14 protein-coding genes are annotated in these 16613 nt (G+C 33.9%); 12 read left to right on the top strand and 2 right to left on the bottom strand.

The annotated features are described in order from the left end of the window. The first annotated feature begins 6 nt into the window (after window positions 1-6). From HMPREF9456_RS13175 to HMPREF9456_RS13135, 9 genes are all read left to right on the top strand, one after another. The gene (locus tag HMPREF9456_RS13175; protein ID WP_245531026.1) at window positions 7-549 is read left to right on the top strand and encodes an acyltransferase; all 543 of its coding nucleotides are present in this window, start codon (window positions 7-9) and stop codon (window positions 547-549) included. 62 nt (window positions 550-611) lie between these two features. Further along, entirely contained in the window at window positions 612-1445 is an 834-nt protein-coding gene (locus tag HMPREF9456_RS13170; RefSeq protein WP_006844032.1) for an NAD-dependent epimerase/dehydratase family protein, read from the top strand. 2 nt (window positions 1446-1447) lie between these two features. Next, window positions 1448-2671, top strand: a complete 1224-nt coding sequence (locus HMPREF9456_RS13165) for an O-antigen ligase family protein (protein ID WP_006844031.1) — start codon at window positions 1448-1450, stop codon at window positions 2669-2671. Between the two features lie 5 nt (window positions 2672-2676). After that, window positions 2677-3642 carry a WaaS/CpsH family glycosyltransferase gene (locus tag HMPREF9456_RS13160; protein WP_006844030.1) on the top strand — a complete coding sequence of 322 codons (966 nt, stop codon included), beginning with the start codon at window positions 2677-2679 and terminating at the stop codon, window positions 3640-3642. A 170-nt stretch (window positions 3643-3812) separates the two neighbouring features. Next, the gene (locus HMPREF9456_RS13155; RefSeq protein ID WP_147591765.1) at window positions 3813-4949 is read left to right on the top strand and encodes a lipopolysaccharide biosynthesis protein; all 1137 of its coding nucleotides are present in this window, start codon (window positions 3813-3815) and stop codon (window positions 4947-4949) included. Next, on the top strand, window positions 4942-5895 hold the full coding sequence (locus HMPREF9456_RS13150) for a WaaS/CpsH family glycosyltransferase (protein WP_006844028.1): 954 nt from the start codon (window positions 4942-4944) through the stop codon (window positions 5893-5895). Before HMPREF9456_RS13155 ends, HMPREF9456_RS13150 begins: the two co-directional genes overlap by 8 nt. Before the next feature lie 5 nt (window positions 5896-5900). Further along, window positions 5901-6860: a WaaS/CpsH family glycosyltransferase gene (locus HMPREF9456_RS13145; RefSeq protein ID WP_245531025.1), complete on the top strand. Its 960-nt coding sequence runs from the start codon at window positions 5901-5903 to the stop codon at window positions 6858-6860. Window positions 6861-6888: 28 nt separating this feature from the next. Then, on the top strand, window positions 6889-7935 hold the full coding sequence (locus HMPREF9456_RS13140) for a Gfo/Idh/MocA family protein (protein ID WP_006844026.1): 1047 nt from the start codon (window positions 6889-6891) through the stop codon (window positions 7933-7935). Between the two features lie 2 nt (window positions 7936-7937). After that, entirely contained in the window at window positions 7938-8813 is an 876-nt protein-coding gene (locus HMPREF9456_RS13135; protein ID WP_006844025.1) for a hypothetical protein, read from the top strand. A gap of 545 nt (window positions 8814-9358) precedes the next feature. On the opposite strand, the gene HMPREF9456_RS13125 is transcribed toward HMPREF9456_RS13135, so the two are convergent. Further along, window positions 9359-10237, bottom strand: coding sequence for a helix-turn-helix domain-containing protein (locus HMPREF9456_RS13125; RefSeq protein ID WP_006844023.1), 879 nt, complete (start codon window positions 10235-10237; stop codon window positions 9359-9361). Between the two features lie 170 nt (window positions 10238-10407). Between HMPREF9456_RS13125 and HMPREF9456_RS13120 the strand changes: the two genes are divergently transcribed. From HMPREF9456_RS13120 to HMPREF9456_RS13110, 3 genes are read left to right on the top strand one after another with little or no spacing between them, the layout of a single operon-like run. Then, on the top strand, window positions 10408-11460 hold the full coding sequence (locus tag HMPREF9456_RS13120; RefSeq protein ID WP_026177092.1) for an efflux RND transporter periplasmic adaptor subunit: 1053 nt from the start codon (window positions 10408-10410) through the stop codon (window positions 11458-11460). A gap of 9 nt (window positions 11461-11469) precedes the next feature. Beyond that, a complete protein-coding gene (locus tag HMPREF9456_RS13115) occupies window positions 11470-14571 on the top strand; it encodes an efflux RND transporter permease subunit (protein ID WP_006844021.1) in 3102 nt (1033 codons plus the stop codon). A gap of 32 nt (window positions 14572-14603) precedes the next feature. Further along, complete coding sequence (locus tag HMPREF9456_RS13110; protein ID WP_245531024.1) at window positions 14604-15845, top strand: TolC family protein; 1242 nt, start codon at window positions 14604-14606, stop codon at window positions 15843-15845. Between the two features lie 137 nt (window positions 15846-15982). Here HMPREF9456_RS13110 and HMPREF9456_RS13105 read toward each other — a convergent pair whose 3' ends face one another. Then, window positions 15983-16453, bottom strand: a complete 471-nt coding sequence (locus tag HMPREF9456_RS13105) for a pyridoxamine 5'-phosphate oxidase family protein (RefSeq protein WP_006844019.1) — start codon at window positions 16451-16453, stop codon at window positions 15983-15985. Window positions 16454-16613: the final 160 nt, after the last annotated feature.

The following is a 16613-nucleotide window of genomic DNA, read 5'->3' as shown; positions in this document are numbered from 1 at the left end:
TTTATTTTGCTGAATAAACATAATTTCGCACAATTTGGGAAAAATGTTTTCATTTTTGATCCTCAAGTTTGGAATCCTCAACGTATACATCTCGGGAGCAATTTATGGATAGGAGACAAGGTGTGGCTTGCAGTATCTTCGAATCGAACCGATTCAAGGCTTGTAATTAAAGACAAGGTACGGATTGGTCGATTTTCCGAGATATATGCACTACAAAGCATTATTCTTGAAGATGGAGTTATAGCTGCTGAAAATGTCTATATTTCAGACAATACCCATGCATATAATGATATAAACAGGTTTATACGGGATCAAGAAGTTAGATATACCGGAGAGGTTGTTATCGGTAGTGGAACCTGGATTGGGCGTAATGTATGTATTGTAAGCTGCAGAATTGGAAAAAACTGTATCATTGGTGCATATTCATTTGTTAAACACGATATTCCTGATTATTGCGTTGTTGTCGGTAATCCTGCCCGCATCGTAAAACGTTATAACCCCGATACTCAGAATTGGGAAAAAACGGACAGAGACGGTAATTTTATTTAATATACTTTCTTCTCTGTCTTTCTACACATATAATATTCCTAGAATCACAAAATTGTTTTAATATGAAAATCTTAGTTACCGGAGCCAATGGTTACATTGGTCGTCACGTCGTGTGCAAATTATTGGATCAAGGGCATGAAGTTACGGCTTGCGATGTTCGATTGACTGAAGTGGATAAGCGTGCCACTTTGCTAGAATATAATATTTTATCGGGTTCATATCTTAATGTTTATGACGAGCTTGGAAGCCCAGACGTTTGTTTGCATATGGCATGGCGCGATGGTTTTGTCCATAATTCTTCTAATCATATGGGAGACCTGTCTAATCATTACAAATTTATGTGTTCGTTGATTGATGGCGGATTGAAACAGTTTGCTGTAATGGGTACGATGCATGAAGTCGGTTATTATGAAGGTGCTATTGATGAAGACACTCCTTGTTTTCCAATATCGCCGTATGGAATAGCAAAAGATGCTTTACGCCGCAGCATACAATTATATGCCAAATCCAACGGCTGTATCTTGCAGTGGATCAGGGCATACTATATTGTGGGTGATGATCTGAAGAGCAATTCTATATTCGCTAAAATCAGAACAGCCGTCCTTGAAGGAAAGAAAAGCTTTCCGTTTACATCGGGTAAAAACAAATATGATTTTATCGAAATTGATGAATTAGCATTACAGATTTCAGCCGTAATTACTCAGAAAGATGTTTCAGGTATAATCAATTGCTGTTCAGGCAAACCTATGAGTTTAGGCGAGCGCGTAGAAGCTTTTCTTAAAGAAAACAACTTAGATATCAGCTTAGAATATGGAGTGTTTCCGGATAGAGACTATGATTCTCCATGTGTTTATGGCAGCGATAGCAAAATCAGAATGATATTATCTAATAAATAAATATGACTTCTAGTCCACTTGTTATAGAGAGAAGAGATTGGTTTGGAATCATCCTGTTATTCTTAGTGATGATGATCAGTGGCGGTAACCATTTGTTTCCTCGAAATCCTATCTGTTTGTTGATAATAGCCGGATATAGTCTGAAAATATACAGATTCAATAATGGTATAACATTGAAGTATGTTTCCTCAAAATTATGGTTATTCATAACAATATTTCTTGTAATAATAGTATTACAAACGATACTAGGTGGGAATCTCGATAGTGCTGCATTAGCCGCATTATCCAGCGTTATTGCAGGTCTGTTTGTTTATACTTATTATAAGCATGAAGGAATAGATGTATTGATTGCCGATATTACTGTTTTATTAAAGATTTTCATCATTTTAGGATTGCTCTCTTTTTTACTTTATACTTTTACCCCTGATCTTTTTTCAAAATATACATTTATAGATAGTTATGGGGATAAAAGATCGGTAAGTCATATCGCTTTTCTATTTTATAAAGGATTGGATATTCAAGGTTTATCATCGAGACTTTATGGCTTTTTCTGGGAGCCCGGAATTTTTCAAATATACCTAAATATTTTTTTGTTAATTCAGATATTCTATTTCAGACAGAAAGCATGGATTGTAGTAACATTATTGGCTATCTATTTGACAAAATCTACCACAGGATATTTTATCGCCATTATCATTCTGGGATATATTTCGGCTCGTTTCTTTTATAAAGAACGAAATCTGTACAGTTCTATATCTATCCTTTGTACAACTATTATTGCGCTTTTTTTTGTATGGAATAATATTGTATCTGTAAATGTTGAGGAAAAAGTTGCTGGTGCTCAGTCCGGTTCTTTTTTTGCTCGTCAGGCTGACGTAATTGCCGGATTGAGCATTGCAGTCGAGAATCCGGTAATTGGGATTGGTGCTAATACCGATCGATTTAAGCAAATGAGGAGTAAGATCGCTTGGCAAGGTAAGCTGAGTGGTTCAAAAACAAAAGATAGCGGAACAACAAATGGCATAATAAGTCTAATGTATATATGGGGTATACCATTTTCTTTATGGTATTTATGGGCATTAATAAAACAGAATATCTTACACAAGAATCGCTGGCTAATGGCTATTCTCCTGATTTTATCTCTAAGCTCTGAGCCTTTGGCTATGACTCCGTTTTTTTTACTTTTCGTTTATTCGGGACTGGATTCAAAGACAATAAATAATTAACTGTTATGAAAAAACTATTGTTTATCGGTTGGGACTATCAAATATATACGCGAGAAATGATAGAAGAGTTTAAGATGTTTGGATATGATGTTACATTTTATAATGTTGTATCATTTTCTCCGGCTATGAAGCTAAGAAATCTAATCTCTAAAAAATGGAATAAAAAAATACAGCATTCCAAACATCAAGAAATCGTTGTAAAAGAAAAAGACAATAAATATGACATTGTATTTTTATTATTACCTTTTTTCTCTTTCGATTGCTTGCAAAACCTAAGAAATGACCATCCTCATGCAAGATTTGTTTTGTATTTGTGGGATGCAGCTAATGGATATATAAGAAAGGGAATAAATATATCTGATTATTTGGGCTGTTTTGATAAAGTATACACTTTCGACAGACAAGATGCAATACAATATAGCATAAACTATTTACCACTCTTTTGCGTACGGAAGTTTCAGAATCTAAAGCAAAACGAAGTCGAATGGAATAATGTATATATGGTCGGCAACCTTGCTGATTTCAGACGGTATGATGCGATTAAAAAATTTGAAGAATATTGCAGAAAAGAGCAAATCAGTTTTAACTGGTATTTAAAAGGAACACTGCGGAAAAATATAAAGCTCTTATTACAAGGGAAATCACTCAAATACTTATATACATCTTCAATTAGCAATAATACATTTATAGAGATGATGCAACGCTCATCAACTGTATTTGATTTTGCAAACCACATACAAGATGGCTATACGATGAGAGTAATGGAGAATTTGTGTGCCGGAAAGAAAATAATCACTAACAATCGGAATGTTTTAAATGAGCCTTTTTACTCTCCTGACAGATTTTTTGTCTATGATGATTTAGATTTTAATGGTGTAAAAGAATTTCTGAAGACACCATTATCTGATCCATCTGCCAGATTTGAAGAATTTTACTTAAGCTCTTTTATAAAAAAGCTTGTTTCGGAGTGATTCGTTTAATTATACTGAAACTAAAAACACGTATTTAAATTAAAATGTCAATAAATATTAAAGCAATAAAGCGGATTATATTTAGTTCAAGCTCCTTATTTATTATAATAAATTTATTTATTTCTGCCATCAACTTTTTCCGTTCTATGGTATTTATGCGTGTTCTAGATATGAGAGAACTAGGTATAATCAGTCTCATTCAAACATGTATAATGTTTATTGGACTCTTTCAGTTTGGGTTCCTAAACGGTGGATATAGAGTTTTAGCTTATCAGAAGACGAGTGATCAAACGAAGATTAATAACATTCTATTTAGCCTTTTTGGTATTATTGCACTTGCATTATTTCTAATATGGATTATATTAAGTCTATTAGATATTGAATTACTAATCAGTCGCCAGTATCTGATTTTAACTTTTATTGCAGGCTTATTTTCTTTGATATCTACTTGGCTGACAAATACCATGACGGTGAAAAAGATGATTAAAGATATTAATATCAGAAATCTCATTTCAGGCACTATATCTATAGCTTTAATTCCTCTTGCCTATTTTTACGGTATTATCGGTGGCATTATTAGTATTATGATGCAGCCTGTAGTTTTTGTTGTACTCGCATTATTAATGCATAAAAGTTTAAGACCGGATAGTATATGTTTTGACAGAAAAGAAATTAAATATATTCTATCGTTAGGATTCGTCCCATTTATGATTGGAATATTTACAATTGTCAATATTCAGATCGAACGTTGGTCTATAGCATATATATTGAATGTGCAAGAATTAGGTAATTTTTATCTTGTTTTTATATTCTCTTCTTTATTTGTTTTAGTCCCGACATCCATTAATTACCTTTTCCTTCCCAATATCATTTATTCATACGAAAATGAATTAATGGCAGAATTCAGGCGACATGTACGGAATTATACATTAGTCTTGATGGGATATGGTATATGTGTAGTTCTTGCCGTACTTACTTCACTTCAACCATTGGTGGATATATTATTTCCTACTCATTCGGGCAATACTCACTATGTCTTTTTACTGGTACCTGGCTTAATAGCACAATTACTGTATTATTCGGTATCTGCTATCTTAAATGCGTGGAAAAATTTCACATCATTGTTGATGTCTGGAATTGTAGGAGTCTTTTCTACTATTACAATCATCGCCCTAACTGGCTCTATGCATCTGTTTAACCTAACAATTATGGTGTATATTAAGAATATATCTTATTTATTGCCGACCCTTTTCGGAGCAATTTATATTTACAAGAATCGTAACAAGTTTAAAACAAAAAATGGGTAAAATATTATTTATAGGGTTGCCTTACCATAATTATGTAAAGGCGCTCACAGAAGAAATGGAATCACAAGGACATTCAGTCTCCTACTATCCTTTGGAATTACGTAAAATAAAAGATAAAATTCTACGCACATTGTCAACTGAAGCATATCAGAACAAGCATGAGAAGTATTACGCTGAAATAATAGAGCAGGAAAAAAATAACCGATATGACTATATTATATTCCTGCATATTCGTCTATTTTCCATCCCCAACATTCTGAAATTGAGAGAAAATCATCCAGAGTCTAAGTTTGTATTATACACATGGGATGCTTTATCTCCTGTGTTTAATTATATTCCTTATATTCCATACTTTGATAAAGTTTGTACTTTCGATCCTACAGATGCTAAAAACTATGGACTGGATTATCTGCCATTATTTTGTGTAAGAGACTTTCAGAATCTGCCTATTGTAGAGCCGGATATCGATGTATATATGGTCGGGAATTTGGTTAAATCCGATCGGTATAAAGCCATTCTTGCATTCGAAAGATATTGTAAAGAAAATAATATTCGTTTCAAGAAATATATTAAGTGTACACCTGTTGTAATAATTCAATTATTGATTAAAGGTTTTATTCCGAGGGGACTTAAGCTAAGGAGTATTTCTCAGTCTCATTTTATCCATTTACTACAATATTCAATAGCTACATTCGACTTTGCCAATCATAAGCAGTCTGGATACACAATGAGATTTATCGAAAATATGTGTGCCGGGAAAAAGATCATTACTAATAACAAACGTGCTATTGGTGAGCCTTTTTATTCTTCCAGTCGCTTTTTCGTTTTTGACGAATTGAACTTCGAAGGAATAAAAGAATTCATACAAGAGCCGATGAAAGATACGAACGTTAGTTTCGATAAATTTTCTATACAGTCCTTTGTCAGCACCTTGCTAACAATATAAATAAAATGAAAAAGAGGTGTTTACTCATTATGCCATTAAGTTTTTATTCGATGGCCAATCAGATAATATCAGGATTGAATGAATGTGGTTATGATGTGAGAATTTGTAATGATCGTTATCCTGATAATTTATTCACAAAAGTACTGTGGAAAATAGGCATAACTAAAACGTTATATAGAAAAACATACAATTATATAACTCGCCACTTCCTTCAAGACGAAAGATATGATATCTGTATCATTATGAAAGGATACGGAATAGATAAAAAATTAATAGATGAAATATATAAAAAGTGTTCATTTATAGTTGGTTATAATTTCGATTCTTTTGCCTTTCATCCTTTATCACTGTCCTGGTATCGCTTGGTCGATAATTTTTATACGTTTGATTATCATGATGCAAAGAGCTATGATATCAGAATAATAGAATTGTTTTCGGCAATAGAAAGACAGGAGAAAAATGTAGAAAGAGTATATGATATATCTGTAATACAAAAGATACACTCCGAACGCTTGTCATATACCAATAAAATATTGCATCTATTCCAGCCCAGCCACTCATACGTATATCTACATGAAAGTAATTATGTGACAATGATTCTGAATTTTATCAGGCATCCGTTTACGTACATTAAACTACGACGATATATACATCTTAAACCATTGTCGTATTACCAATATGTAGATGTATTACATAAATCAAAGTACACCCTTGATTTTGCTCATCCCAAACAAAGTGGTATTACTATGAGATGCTTTGAAGCTGTGAGCTGTGGGACAAAAATAATAACGAATAACAGAAATATATTTAAAAGCGGATATTTCAATCAAGAGAATACAATCGTATGCGATAATTCGTCTGTCGTGGATAATAAAATAATCGAAAAATACACGCAGATGTTGGCTTCTGATGTAATATCTCGGCGGCGAAATATTATAGATTTCGTAAAAGAAATAATCCAATAAATAGTTCTGTGTTTTTAATAAATTCACAATGAAAGAAATAAAATTATCTATTATCGGAATGGGGCGAATGGGTATTACTCATTTCTCTATTATCAATTCACATCCCAATGTAAATATTGTATCAGTTTCTGATACTTCAAAAATTACATTGGATTTATTGAAGAAATACATACCATCGCTTCAAGTATTTACGGACTACAAGGAGTTGATTGACAAAACAATGCCGGATGCTATTATAGTCTGTACTCCTCCTAATTATCACTATGCAATATGTAAATATGCCTGTGAGAAGGGAATTAATGTTTTTTGTGAAAAACCATTTACTCTTTCTACCAAAGAGGCGAATGAACTACAAGAAATGTTCAACAAAAAAGGATTGATCAATCAAGTCGGGTATGTAAATCGCTTTAATGATATGTTTACAACAGCTCGAGAATATGTAAAAGAAGGTTTGCTTGGTGATATTGTCAGGTTTAAAACGGAGATGTTTAGTTGCACTATTTCAAAACCCGAAACAGGTGAGAGCTGGCGTGGTAAAAGAGAGAGTGGGGGCGGGGCTGTTTATGAAATGGCTGTCCACGTATTAGACCTTATTAATTATATAATAGGCGTTCCCAATAAAGTTATTGGTACCAGTATGAACCAAATATATTCGAAGCATGTGGAGGATATGGTTTCAAGTACTTTAGTATACGATAATGGGTGTGTTGGGACATTATACGTGAATTGGAGTGATTCGAGTTATAGAAAACCCAGTAACAAAATTGAAATATTTGGTACAAATGGAAAATTGCTGGTAGACCAGTACGAAATGAAGATATTTTTAAACGAACCGGCCTCAGGTCATAATTATAGAAAAGGTTGGAATACTATATATATCACAGATACCTTCAAGCCGGTTCCTTTTTATGTTCGGGGGAATGAATTTACAAGACAATTGTATCATTTTGCCGACAGTGTTTTAGATGGTAAGATTGTTGGACCTACTCAGTGTACATTTGAAGACGGATATAATACGCAACGTTTGGTACACGACATGTTCAATGACTATGAAAATAAAAATAAACAAGATTAAATATGGAAAGAATAGATAAAGTCATCTTTGGAGATAATCAGTTTTTCGGGATTAATCACATGTCACAAGAGAAAGCCCAACAACTTTCCGAAAAATTCCATGACATAAAGAATATCTACAAAGTATATGATCTTGCTTTTAAAAATGGCATTGGAGCTGTTATGCTTAATAGTAATGATCGCGCAAAAGATATATGCGAATATTTTCGTCAGAATAAGTCTAAATACAGTGATATTGTATGGTATCCGTCAATTCCTTATCCGCACAAATATGCAAATCTAGTGGCAGAAAAAGGAATATTTCCTGCAATCAATGAAGTGATATTTTCTAATAACTCAGCAGTAGGAGCATTGTCTATGATTGCCAAAGGAGGGATGGCAGTATTAGGAAAAGATCCTATAAAGATGATGCAGATGTTGATAGATGCCGAAGTGAAAATGTTCAAGGGATTAAATGTTAAAGTGTTATTCCTGCAAAACATCATAACAGATCTTCTTCTCGGATATGGAACAAAAGATATTTTTGAGGCATATTGCGACTATGTTCGTAAAAAATATAAATTGATTCCGGGACTTATTACTCAGAATATGCCTTATTTGAAACAAAAACTATCTGAGTGGGGAATAGAAGAGGTTGTTATATGCAGCTCTATTAATAAGATAGGTTACCTTATGTCCCCTTCGGTAGAAGCGTATGTTGATACAATTCGAAATAATGATTCTTCAAAATATCAACTTATGGCAATGAGTACGCTTGCATCCGGAGCAATCAGTGCCCCCGAAGCCTATGAATTTATTAATGCTCTGAATATACAGTCTGTTGTTTTTGGTGCTTCTTCAGAAAGGAATATCAGAGAAACCGTGAGTTTAATAAACTGATATTGTTTTGATTATAATTATTTTACTGTTTAATCTCTGTTTGTCTGAATAGAAATTGCTTACGATTAAAAACGAAATAAGCAAGAATTACACTGAAATATGAATTATGCAAATTTAGACCGCCTCAAGATTCTGGATTATCTTGAGAGGTGCGGTAATGAAGCTTCTGTTATTGATATAATAACATATTCAGGAGCAGAAAAATTGAGGGTATACAGCTTAATAACTAAAATGGAACTGAATGGCGAAATCAAGGTTTTGGAAAGAACCTCTTTTGGTGCCCCCACGTATGTTAAGATAATTTAAAATAAGTGACTATTCCATTATTATACATATATATAACCGATCAATTAAATAATTAATCAGATCTCGTATAGAATCAAAATAGTCTCCAATACAAGAAAAACAGAAATTCGACTATATTCTCTTACGCAAATTTGAATTTAAATTATTCTAGCCGTCTTGCTTGTGATAAGTAGGACGGTTTTTTTATTTTTAAAGATTATTTATATAAGGTCAATGTCCAACATATTTTCTCGAAACTCTTAGCTCTTTTTATATTGTAAGGGCGTCAGGCCAGTTCTCTTTTTGAAGTAGGTCCCAAAAAAAGAAGAATTTGGAAAATTCATCTCTTCTGATATCTGTAAGATAGTCATATTCGAGCTCTTCAATAAAGCTTTAATTGCCATAATAACCATATCATCTATCCACTGTTGAATATGTATACCACTTGCATCCTTCACTATTTGAGATAAATATTTAGGTGTAATAAACATTTTATCAGCATAGAAACGCACACTACGTTCTTTCATATGATATTCAAATAACAAACTGATGAAAGATTGTAAGTGTTTTTCTTTGCGGGTCAATACTTTATATTCAATCTTTTTGTCCTGATATAGCTGCAAAACTTCATAAATTAATGTCTGCAATAAACTTCTTGCAATTTCTTCTTTGTAAAGAAAATTTGTTCTTCTATAACGCTTTACAATAAAGGCATGCAATTCCAATAGATCATTCGTCTCCTCCTCACTTATCTTTAAACAAGCCATCTGATCTATTTTTTTAGGAATATCAATATCTATAATCAACTTGATATCCGAAATAAAGTCAAAAGAAAATAATAAGAATTCTACAACTAAATCTTCACTTTGCTCTACTAACTCTAAAATATAATTAGGCAGAACAACAATAATCGAACAAGGCTCAATTTTGTACTCTCGTAAGTTAATTTTGATTCGTCCGGTACCTTTCACACAAATCGCAAAAGCTATTCCTTCCATAATTTGCGGATATCTGAAATCAAAAGCATAATCATCAATATTGGCACTTTCATCAGATATGACAAAGTTCTTTATTCCGTGATTTGAGGTTTGATCTTTAAAGTCATCCAGTGATATTTTAGCATAATTTTCTTTATTCATAATCCTATATATTTCATTTCAGTCCTAAAAATATAAATTAATGTTGATAACTACATAAAAAACGAATTTTTGAACATTTTTGTCGTAGTATTGATTTAGACAGAACCATATTATAAAGAGATCTTTGCGACGGAAATAAATAGTTGTAAAATTGCTTTTTAATGAAAGTTATGAATAAATTGAAATTATTTTTTAGTAGATCGGTATTGTGTCTCCTCTTTTTAGGAATGGTTTCCTGTTCCGCAAAAAAGAGTGAAGAAGCTAATTCAAGGCCTGTTCCGGTAAAAATACAAACAATAAAGTATAGTGATGATATATACCAACAAGAGTATATAGGAACTGTAGAAGGTGAGAATGCAGTTGATGTTAGTTTTCAAGTAAATGGAAATATTGAACAAGTATATGTACAGGAAGGACAAAATGTTCGAAAAGGACAATTGTTAGCCCGATTGAATACAAGTGCTATTGAAAGTATGCACAATGCAGCAAAATCGACCCTTAATCAGGCACAAGATGCATATAACCGCTTGTCTATTCTGTACAAGAACAACAGCCTTCCGGAAATAAAATACATAGAGGCGAAGACTCAGTTAGAGCAGGCGCAAGCTAATGAGCAAATTACCCGTAAGAATTTACAAGACTGTAACTTGTATGCTCCCATGTCTGGAGTAGTAAGTCGACGCTATCAAGAAGCAGGAGTTAATGTTGCTCCGGGTACTCCAATTTATAATGTGGTAACTATAAATTCGGTGAAAATAAAAATAGCTATTCCCGAGAATGAAATTTCAGCAATAAAAATTGGTGAATCTTCTCGCATAAAAATATCTGCGTTAAATGATGCTGAGTTTGAAGGTAAGATTCAGGAGAAAGGAGTATCTGCAAATCCGTTGTCACATACCTACGATATTAAGGTGCAGGTAAATAACCCCAAATCACAGATTATGCCAGGGATGGTGTGCAAAGCTTATCTAATAAATCCATCAGGAGTTTCAGATCGAAAGAATATTATAATTCCATTGAAGGCAATACAGGTAGACTTTTCAGGTAAACAATTTGTCTGGATAAAAAACGATCAAAATAAGGCTGTATATAGAGAAATAACCCAGGGAAAGCTGATCGGCAATGGAGTTGTAATAGAGAAAGGATTACAAGATGGAGATAACCTGATTATTGAAGGCTATCAGAATGTTAGTCCGGGTGTAACAGTCGAAATTGCTAAATAAGAAGAAGGTATGAAATCAGAATCTGGTATTATCGACTGGGCAATGAAGTATAATAAGATTATATTGCTCATTGTAATCGTATTGAGTTTATTTGGAGTTTATGCTCTCAATGTAATGCCCAAACAGGAATTTCCTGTATTTACTATCCGTCAGGGAGTTGTAGTGGGAGTATATCCCGGAGCCACTTCTGCCGAAGTGGAGGAGCAATTGGCTAAACCTCTTGAGAATTTCTTGTTTACATATAAGGAAGTAAAGAAATCGAAAACATATTCGCATTCTAAAGATGGGATTGTCTATGTATATGTAGAGCTGAATGATGATGTAAATAACAAGGACGAAGTATGGTCAAAAATAAAACATGGATTGATGTTTTTTAAAGCCAAATTGCCATCAGGTGTTTTAGCTCTTATTGCCAATGATGATTTTGGAGATACTTCGGCATTGCTAATAACGCTTGAATCGGAGACGAAAACTTATCGTCAATTGGAAACATATTTAGAGAATCTCGAAGACCGTTTACGAACTATAGAATCTGTTTCCAATCTGCGTCGTTATGGTGAACAAAATGAACAGATAAGTATATATGTTGAAAAAGAAAAGCTGGCAGCGTACGGAATTAATATCTTGAACTTATATCAGACGCTGATTACTAAAGGTTTTATTACTACTGCAGGTAAGATTGACAATTCGGATATGAATGTTCCGATACATATTGAGAGACCTTATCAGTCTGAAAAAGATTTGGAAGAACAAATCATTTATTCTGATGCTCAGGGAAATCATATTCGCTTGAAAAATATAGCGAAAGTCGTTCGGGAATATCCTAAGGCTACGAGTTATACCACTAACAATGGTAAAAAGTGTCTTGTTCTATCTACTGAAATGCGTGAGGGATATAACGTTATTCAATACGGAAAAGATGTCGAAAAGGTTCTCGAACAGTTTCAAAATGATATTCCGAGTGATATTCATATCTATCGTGTAGCAGATCAGCCTCAAGTTGTGGCTCATTCTATCACTACTTTCTTAAAAGAGTTGATGATTGCTATTGTAGCTGTTATACTGGTAACTATGATATTGTTACCCTTGCGGGTTGCAGGAGTTGCGGCATCTTCTATTCCTATATCTATCTTTATTTCTTTAGGATTGATGCTTGCTTTTGGCATGGAGCTAAATACGGTGACGTTAGCTGCTCTCATAGTGGTATTGGGTATGATTGTAGATAATTCGATTGTAGTTGTAGACAGCTATCTTGAAAAATTGGATCATGGTATTCCTCGTTGGCAGGCATCGATAGAAAGTGCTAAAGAATATGCCAAAGCCATCATCTCGGCAACATTGGCAATCAGCCTCACGTTCTTTCCGTTCTTAGCGATGCTTACAGGACAGTTTCTCGATTTTGTAAAGCTCTTTCCTTGGACTGTACTTATTACGTTGGGTGTATCTTTGGCTGTGGCTGTTCTTTTTATCCCATTCCTGCAATATTTCTTTATACGCAATGGATTGCATCAGCCCGGTAAAAAGCAGAAAGAAACATTCTTAGATAAATTGCAAAAGGGATATAATTGGTTATTGGAAAAAGTATTTCAATACCCTAAAATATCTCTTACTATAGGTCTCGTTTCTATCATATCGGGTATTTATATGTTTGCTAATATCCCTCAGAAGCTTATGCCTATAGCTGAACGGAACCAGTTTGCTGTTGAAATATATTTACCCAACGGCAGCTCCCTCGAACAGACAGAAGCAATAGCGCAGGATCTTGAAAAAATATTGAGAAAGGAGGAAACTGTCGTTTCTGTAACATCTTTTATAGGATCGGGATCTCCTCGTTTTCAAACAGCTTATGCACCTAAAGTAGGAGGTACTAATTTTGCTCAGTTTATTGTAAATACAACATCGAATGAAGATACAGAATTGTTGTTGGATAAGTATTCCACTCAATATGCCTATCATTATCCGAATGCCTTTGTGAAATTCAAACAATTAGAGTATGAATCAGTAGATGCTGACATTGACGTTCGTATATCGGGAGAGAATATATCCGATCTGAAGAAAGTGGCAGACACTTTAATGACAGAATTAAAGAAACTGGATGAGCCAATCAGGGTTTATACAAATTATGAAGAACCGTTGCCCGGTATAAAAATAACACTAGACCCCGTAGAATCTAATCGTCTGGGCGTAAATGAGGGAACTCTGGGGTTGGGTTTAGCTTCCCGTTTTGGCGGTACACCAATCACCAACATATGGGAAAATGATTATTCATTGCCTGTTGTATTGAAATCTAAATGGGAGAATAAAGATCCTGTTGCCGAGGATATATCGAATGAGTATGTTGCCGGTTTGCTATCGCCTAGTGTCCCCTTACGCCAGATAGCAGATGTTTCGGCAAACTGGACTGAAGGGCAAATTAACCGAAGAAACGGAGTACGCACCCTATCCGTTTTCGTAGATATAAAAAGGGGCGAAAGACCAGCGCTAGTTCAATCAAAGGTAGAGGAGATAGTGAATGTAGTTACTGCAAAATCATTACCTAAAGGTGTTTCTATTTCATACGGAGGTGTGAAGGAGTCGGATGGTGAGACAATGCCAAAGTTGATTAAAGCTCTTTCTATCTCAATCGTTATCATCTTTTTCATACTTGTGTTTCACTTCAAAAAGATAAGTTTAGCTACACTCGTTTTGGCTTCTACCTCTTTGAGCATTTTTGGCGCGGCTATTGGTTTAAAGGTGATGAATGTAGACTTTAGTATAACGGCTGTGTTGGGAATTGTGAGCCTAATTGGTATTATCGTTCGTAATGGAATTATTATGTACGATTACACCGAAGAGTTAAGGCATAAACATGGTAAAACAGTATTTGAAGCATCTTTGGAAGCCGGAAAACGACGGATGCGCCCTATATTCCTTACATCAGCTGCTGCATCTATGGGGGTTATTCCTATGATCATAAGTAAGAGCCCGCTTTGGTGTCCGATGGGAACAGTTATCAGTTTTGGAACTATTTTCTCCATGATATTCATCCTTACATTATTACCCCTTGCTTATTGGCTTATTTACAAGCATGAAGATAAAGATATATCTAAAGACGAAACCGAACAATTATGATCAAAAAATATATAACAATAGTAACAATGTGTATGATAACTGTATTTATATCTGCACAGACGAAGTATAGTCTCGAAGACTGTAAGCAATTGACTATCGAGAACAATCGAAAAATTAAAAATAGTCGGTTGGAAATCGAATCATCCAAGGAAACGAAAAAAGATGCATTTACTAATTATTTTCCATCGGTCAGTGCTTCAGCATTTGGTTTTTCGGCTAAAGATCCTTTGGTTACGATGAACATGGGAGGAGCTCCGATCGGATTTCTTAAAAATGGTATGAGTGCTGGTATTACAGCGACGCAACCGATCTTTGCCGGAGGCAAAATAATCAATGGCAATAAATTGGCTGACTTAGGAATTCAGGTAAGCCAATATCAGGCTAAACTATCCGAAAATGATATGTTGCTGAATACAGAGAATCTTTACTGGCAATTGGTTTCTTTGTATGAAAAAAGAAGAACTTTGGACGTTATAGACAGTCAGGTAGATCAGTTGTTGAAAGATGTAGAGTTGTCTTATCAGACAGGAATGATTACCAATAATGATGTTTTGAAGGTAAAATTAAAAAAGAATGAAGTCGTAAGTAATCGTATTAATCTAGATAATAATATCAAATTGGTGAAAATGTCTTTGTGTCAGCAAATGGCTATGGATTTGAGTTCAGCAGAATCTTTAGATATACAGGTTCCTAATATTGAAGACGTTGAATCGCCTATGAAATATTATGTGGATCATAAAAATGTTTTACCCAATAGAGCAGAAGCAAAACTCCTTGATAAAAACGTAGAAGCCTCGAAGCTGCAGACTAAAATAAAAAGAGCTGATTATTTACCCACAGTGGCTGTTGGTGCAACATATTCCAGAGATAACTTTATGGATAAATGGAATACGAATGGGGCCGTTTTTGTTTCTGTCAATATTCCAATCTCCGGATGGTGGGGTGGTTCTCATGCTATCAAGCAGCAGAAAATACAAGAAAAGATAGCATTAAATAATAAGATAGATATTGAAGAACAACTGTTGTTACAAATGCAGAATGTAAAAAATGAATTGGATAATACTTATAAGCAAATATTGTTGGCAAAAGATGGTGTTGAGCAATCTACAGAAAACTTGCGTCTTAATAATCAGTATTATAAAGTGGGCACAGTAACCCTTACGGATGTATTAGATGCCCAAACATTATTACAACAGAATCGCGATAAGTATGTTGAATCGTACGCTAATTATCAAAAGAAACGGATTGAGTATTTGCAAGTAACCGGGCGCTAATTTTTTTATTTAATACCTGTTTTTGATAGGGCTGTATGATCTTATATAATAACTCATTTCATTGATAATGAATTAAAATATCGAGATTGTTACAAAATCCCTTGATGGTAAAAGGACATTTTTTATTAAATGTCCTTTTATTTATAATATTTCCCTGTAATTTCAATTGGATTTATCTCTATAATACCCGTTGCTTTCAGCATTTTTTCAGGAAAGCCCAAATGAGATAATTGAGGGGTATATTTTGAAACAACAGCATGTAGTACATTTTCTTTGAGCGATTTATCTTCCACCATTTTGGCTGTACCTAAGATGATTACACTTCTGAATGCAGTATTTGTATCACAAACATTTTCGTTGTCAGGAATGATTGCACCCATTTCATCCACTTCAAATCCAACCTTATCATTTTTAGTCAAGTTTGAAATCTTTTGTCCTTTGATCAGTCCGTGGATATATATTTTTTCATCATAGACGATGAAATGTACAGGGACAACATATGGATACCCATTTTCATTGTGTGTACCTATGCGTCCAACTTCTGCTTTTTTCAATACATCATCTATCTCTATCTTCGACAACTGATGATGTTTCATTCTTCCTTGCATGATAATAGTTTTTATATTAGTATATTACAAAAATATTTATTTTTAGGATTGTCTTTATGGTGCAGATATAATAAAAAATGATAGGCCAGATGTTGTGACCTCAGGATATAACTTGAAAAAAAGAATAAAAACCTTAAGTAAATATTTATAACTGTCTAAG

Source organism: Dysgonomonas mossii DSM 22836 (assembly GCF_000213575.1).
Taxonomy (GTDB): Bacteria; Bacteroidota; Bacteroidia; order Bacteroidales; family Dysgonomonadaceae; genus Dysgonomonas; species Dysgonomonas mossii.
The sequence above is the reverse complement of the archived record's forward strand: the minus strand, read 5'-3'. Positions and strand labels throughout refer to the sequence as shown.

What these genes read in the sequence shown, in the direction of transcription:
- HMPREF9456_RS13170 (WP_006844032.1), top strand. Translation starts at nt 612, where the DNA reads ATGAAAATCTTAGTTACCGGAGCCAATGGTTACATTGGTCGTCACGTC.
- HMPREF9456_RS13165 (WP_006844031.1), top strand. Translation starts at nt 1,448, where the DNA reads ATGACTTCTAGTCCACTTGTTATAGAGAGAAGAGATTGGTTTGGAATC.
- HMPREF9456_RS13160 (WP_006844030.1), top strand. Translation starts at nt 2,677, where the DNA reads ATGAAAAAACTATTGTTTATCGGTTGGGACTATCAAATATATACGCGA.
- HMPREF9456_RS13155 (WP_147591765.1), top strand. Translation starts at nt 3,813, where the DNA reads ATGAGAGAACTAGGTATAATCAGTCTCATTCAAACATGTATAATGTTT.
- HMPREF9456_RS13150 (WP_006844028.1), top strand. Translation starts at nt 4,942, where the DNA reads ATGGGTAAAATATTATTTATAGGGTTGCCTTACCATAATTATGTAAAG.
- HMPREF9456_RS13145 (WP_245531025.1), top strand. Translation starts at nt 5,901, where the DNA reads ATGAAAAAGAGGTGTTTACTCATTATGCCATTAAGTTTTTATTCGATG.
- HMPREF9456_RS13140 (WP_006844026.1), top strand. Translation starts at nt 6,889, where the DNA reads ATGAAAGAAATAAAATTATCTATTATCGGAATGGGGCGAATGGGTATT.
- HMPREF9456_RS13135 (WP_006844025.1), top strand. Translation starts at nt 7,938, where the DNA reads ATGGAAAGAATAGATAAAGTCATCTTTGGAGATAATCAGTTTTTCGGG.
- HMPREF9456_RS13125 (WP_006844023.1), bottom strand. Translation starts at nt 10,237, where the DNA reads ATGAATAAAGAAAATTATGCTAAAATATCACTGGATGACTTTAAAGAT.
- HMPREF9456_RS13120 (WP_026177092.1), top strand. Translation starts at nt 10,408, where the DNA reads ATGAATAAATTGAAATTATTTTTTAGTAGATCGGTATTGTGTCTCCTC.
- HMPREF9456_RS13115 (WP_006844021.1), top strand. Translation starts at nt 11,470, where the DNA reads ATGAAATCAGAATCTGGTATTATCGACTGGGCAATGAAGTATAATAAG.
- HMPREF9456_RS13110 (WP_245531024.1), top strand. Translation starts at nt 14,604, where the DNA reads ATGATAACTGTATTTATATCTGCACAGACGAAGTATAGTCTCGAAGAC.
- HMPREF9456_RS13105 (WP_006844019.1), bottom strand. Translation starts at nt 16,453, where the DNA reads ATGCAAGGAAGAATGAAACATCATCAGTTGTCGAAGATAGAGATAGAT.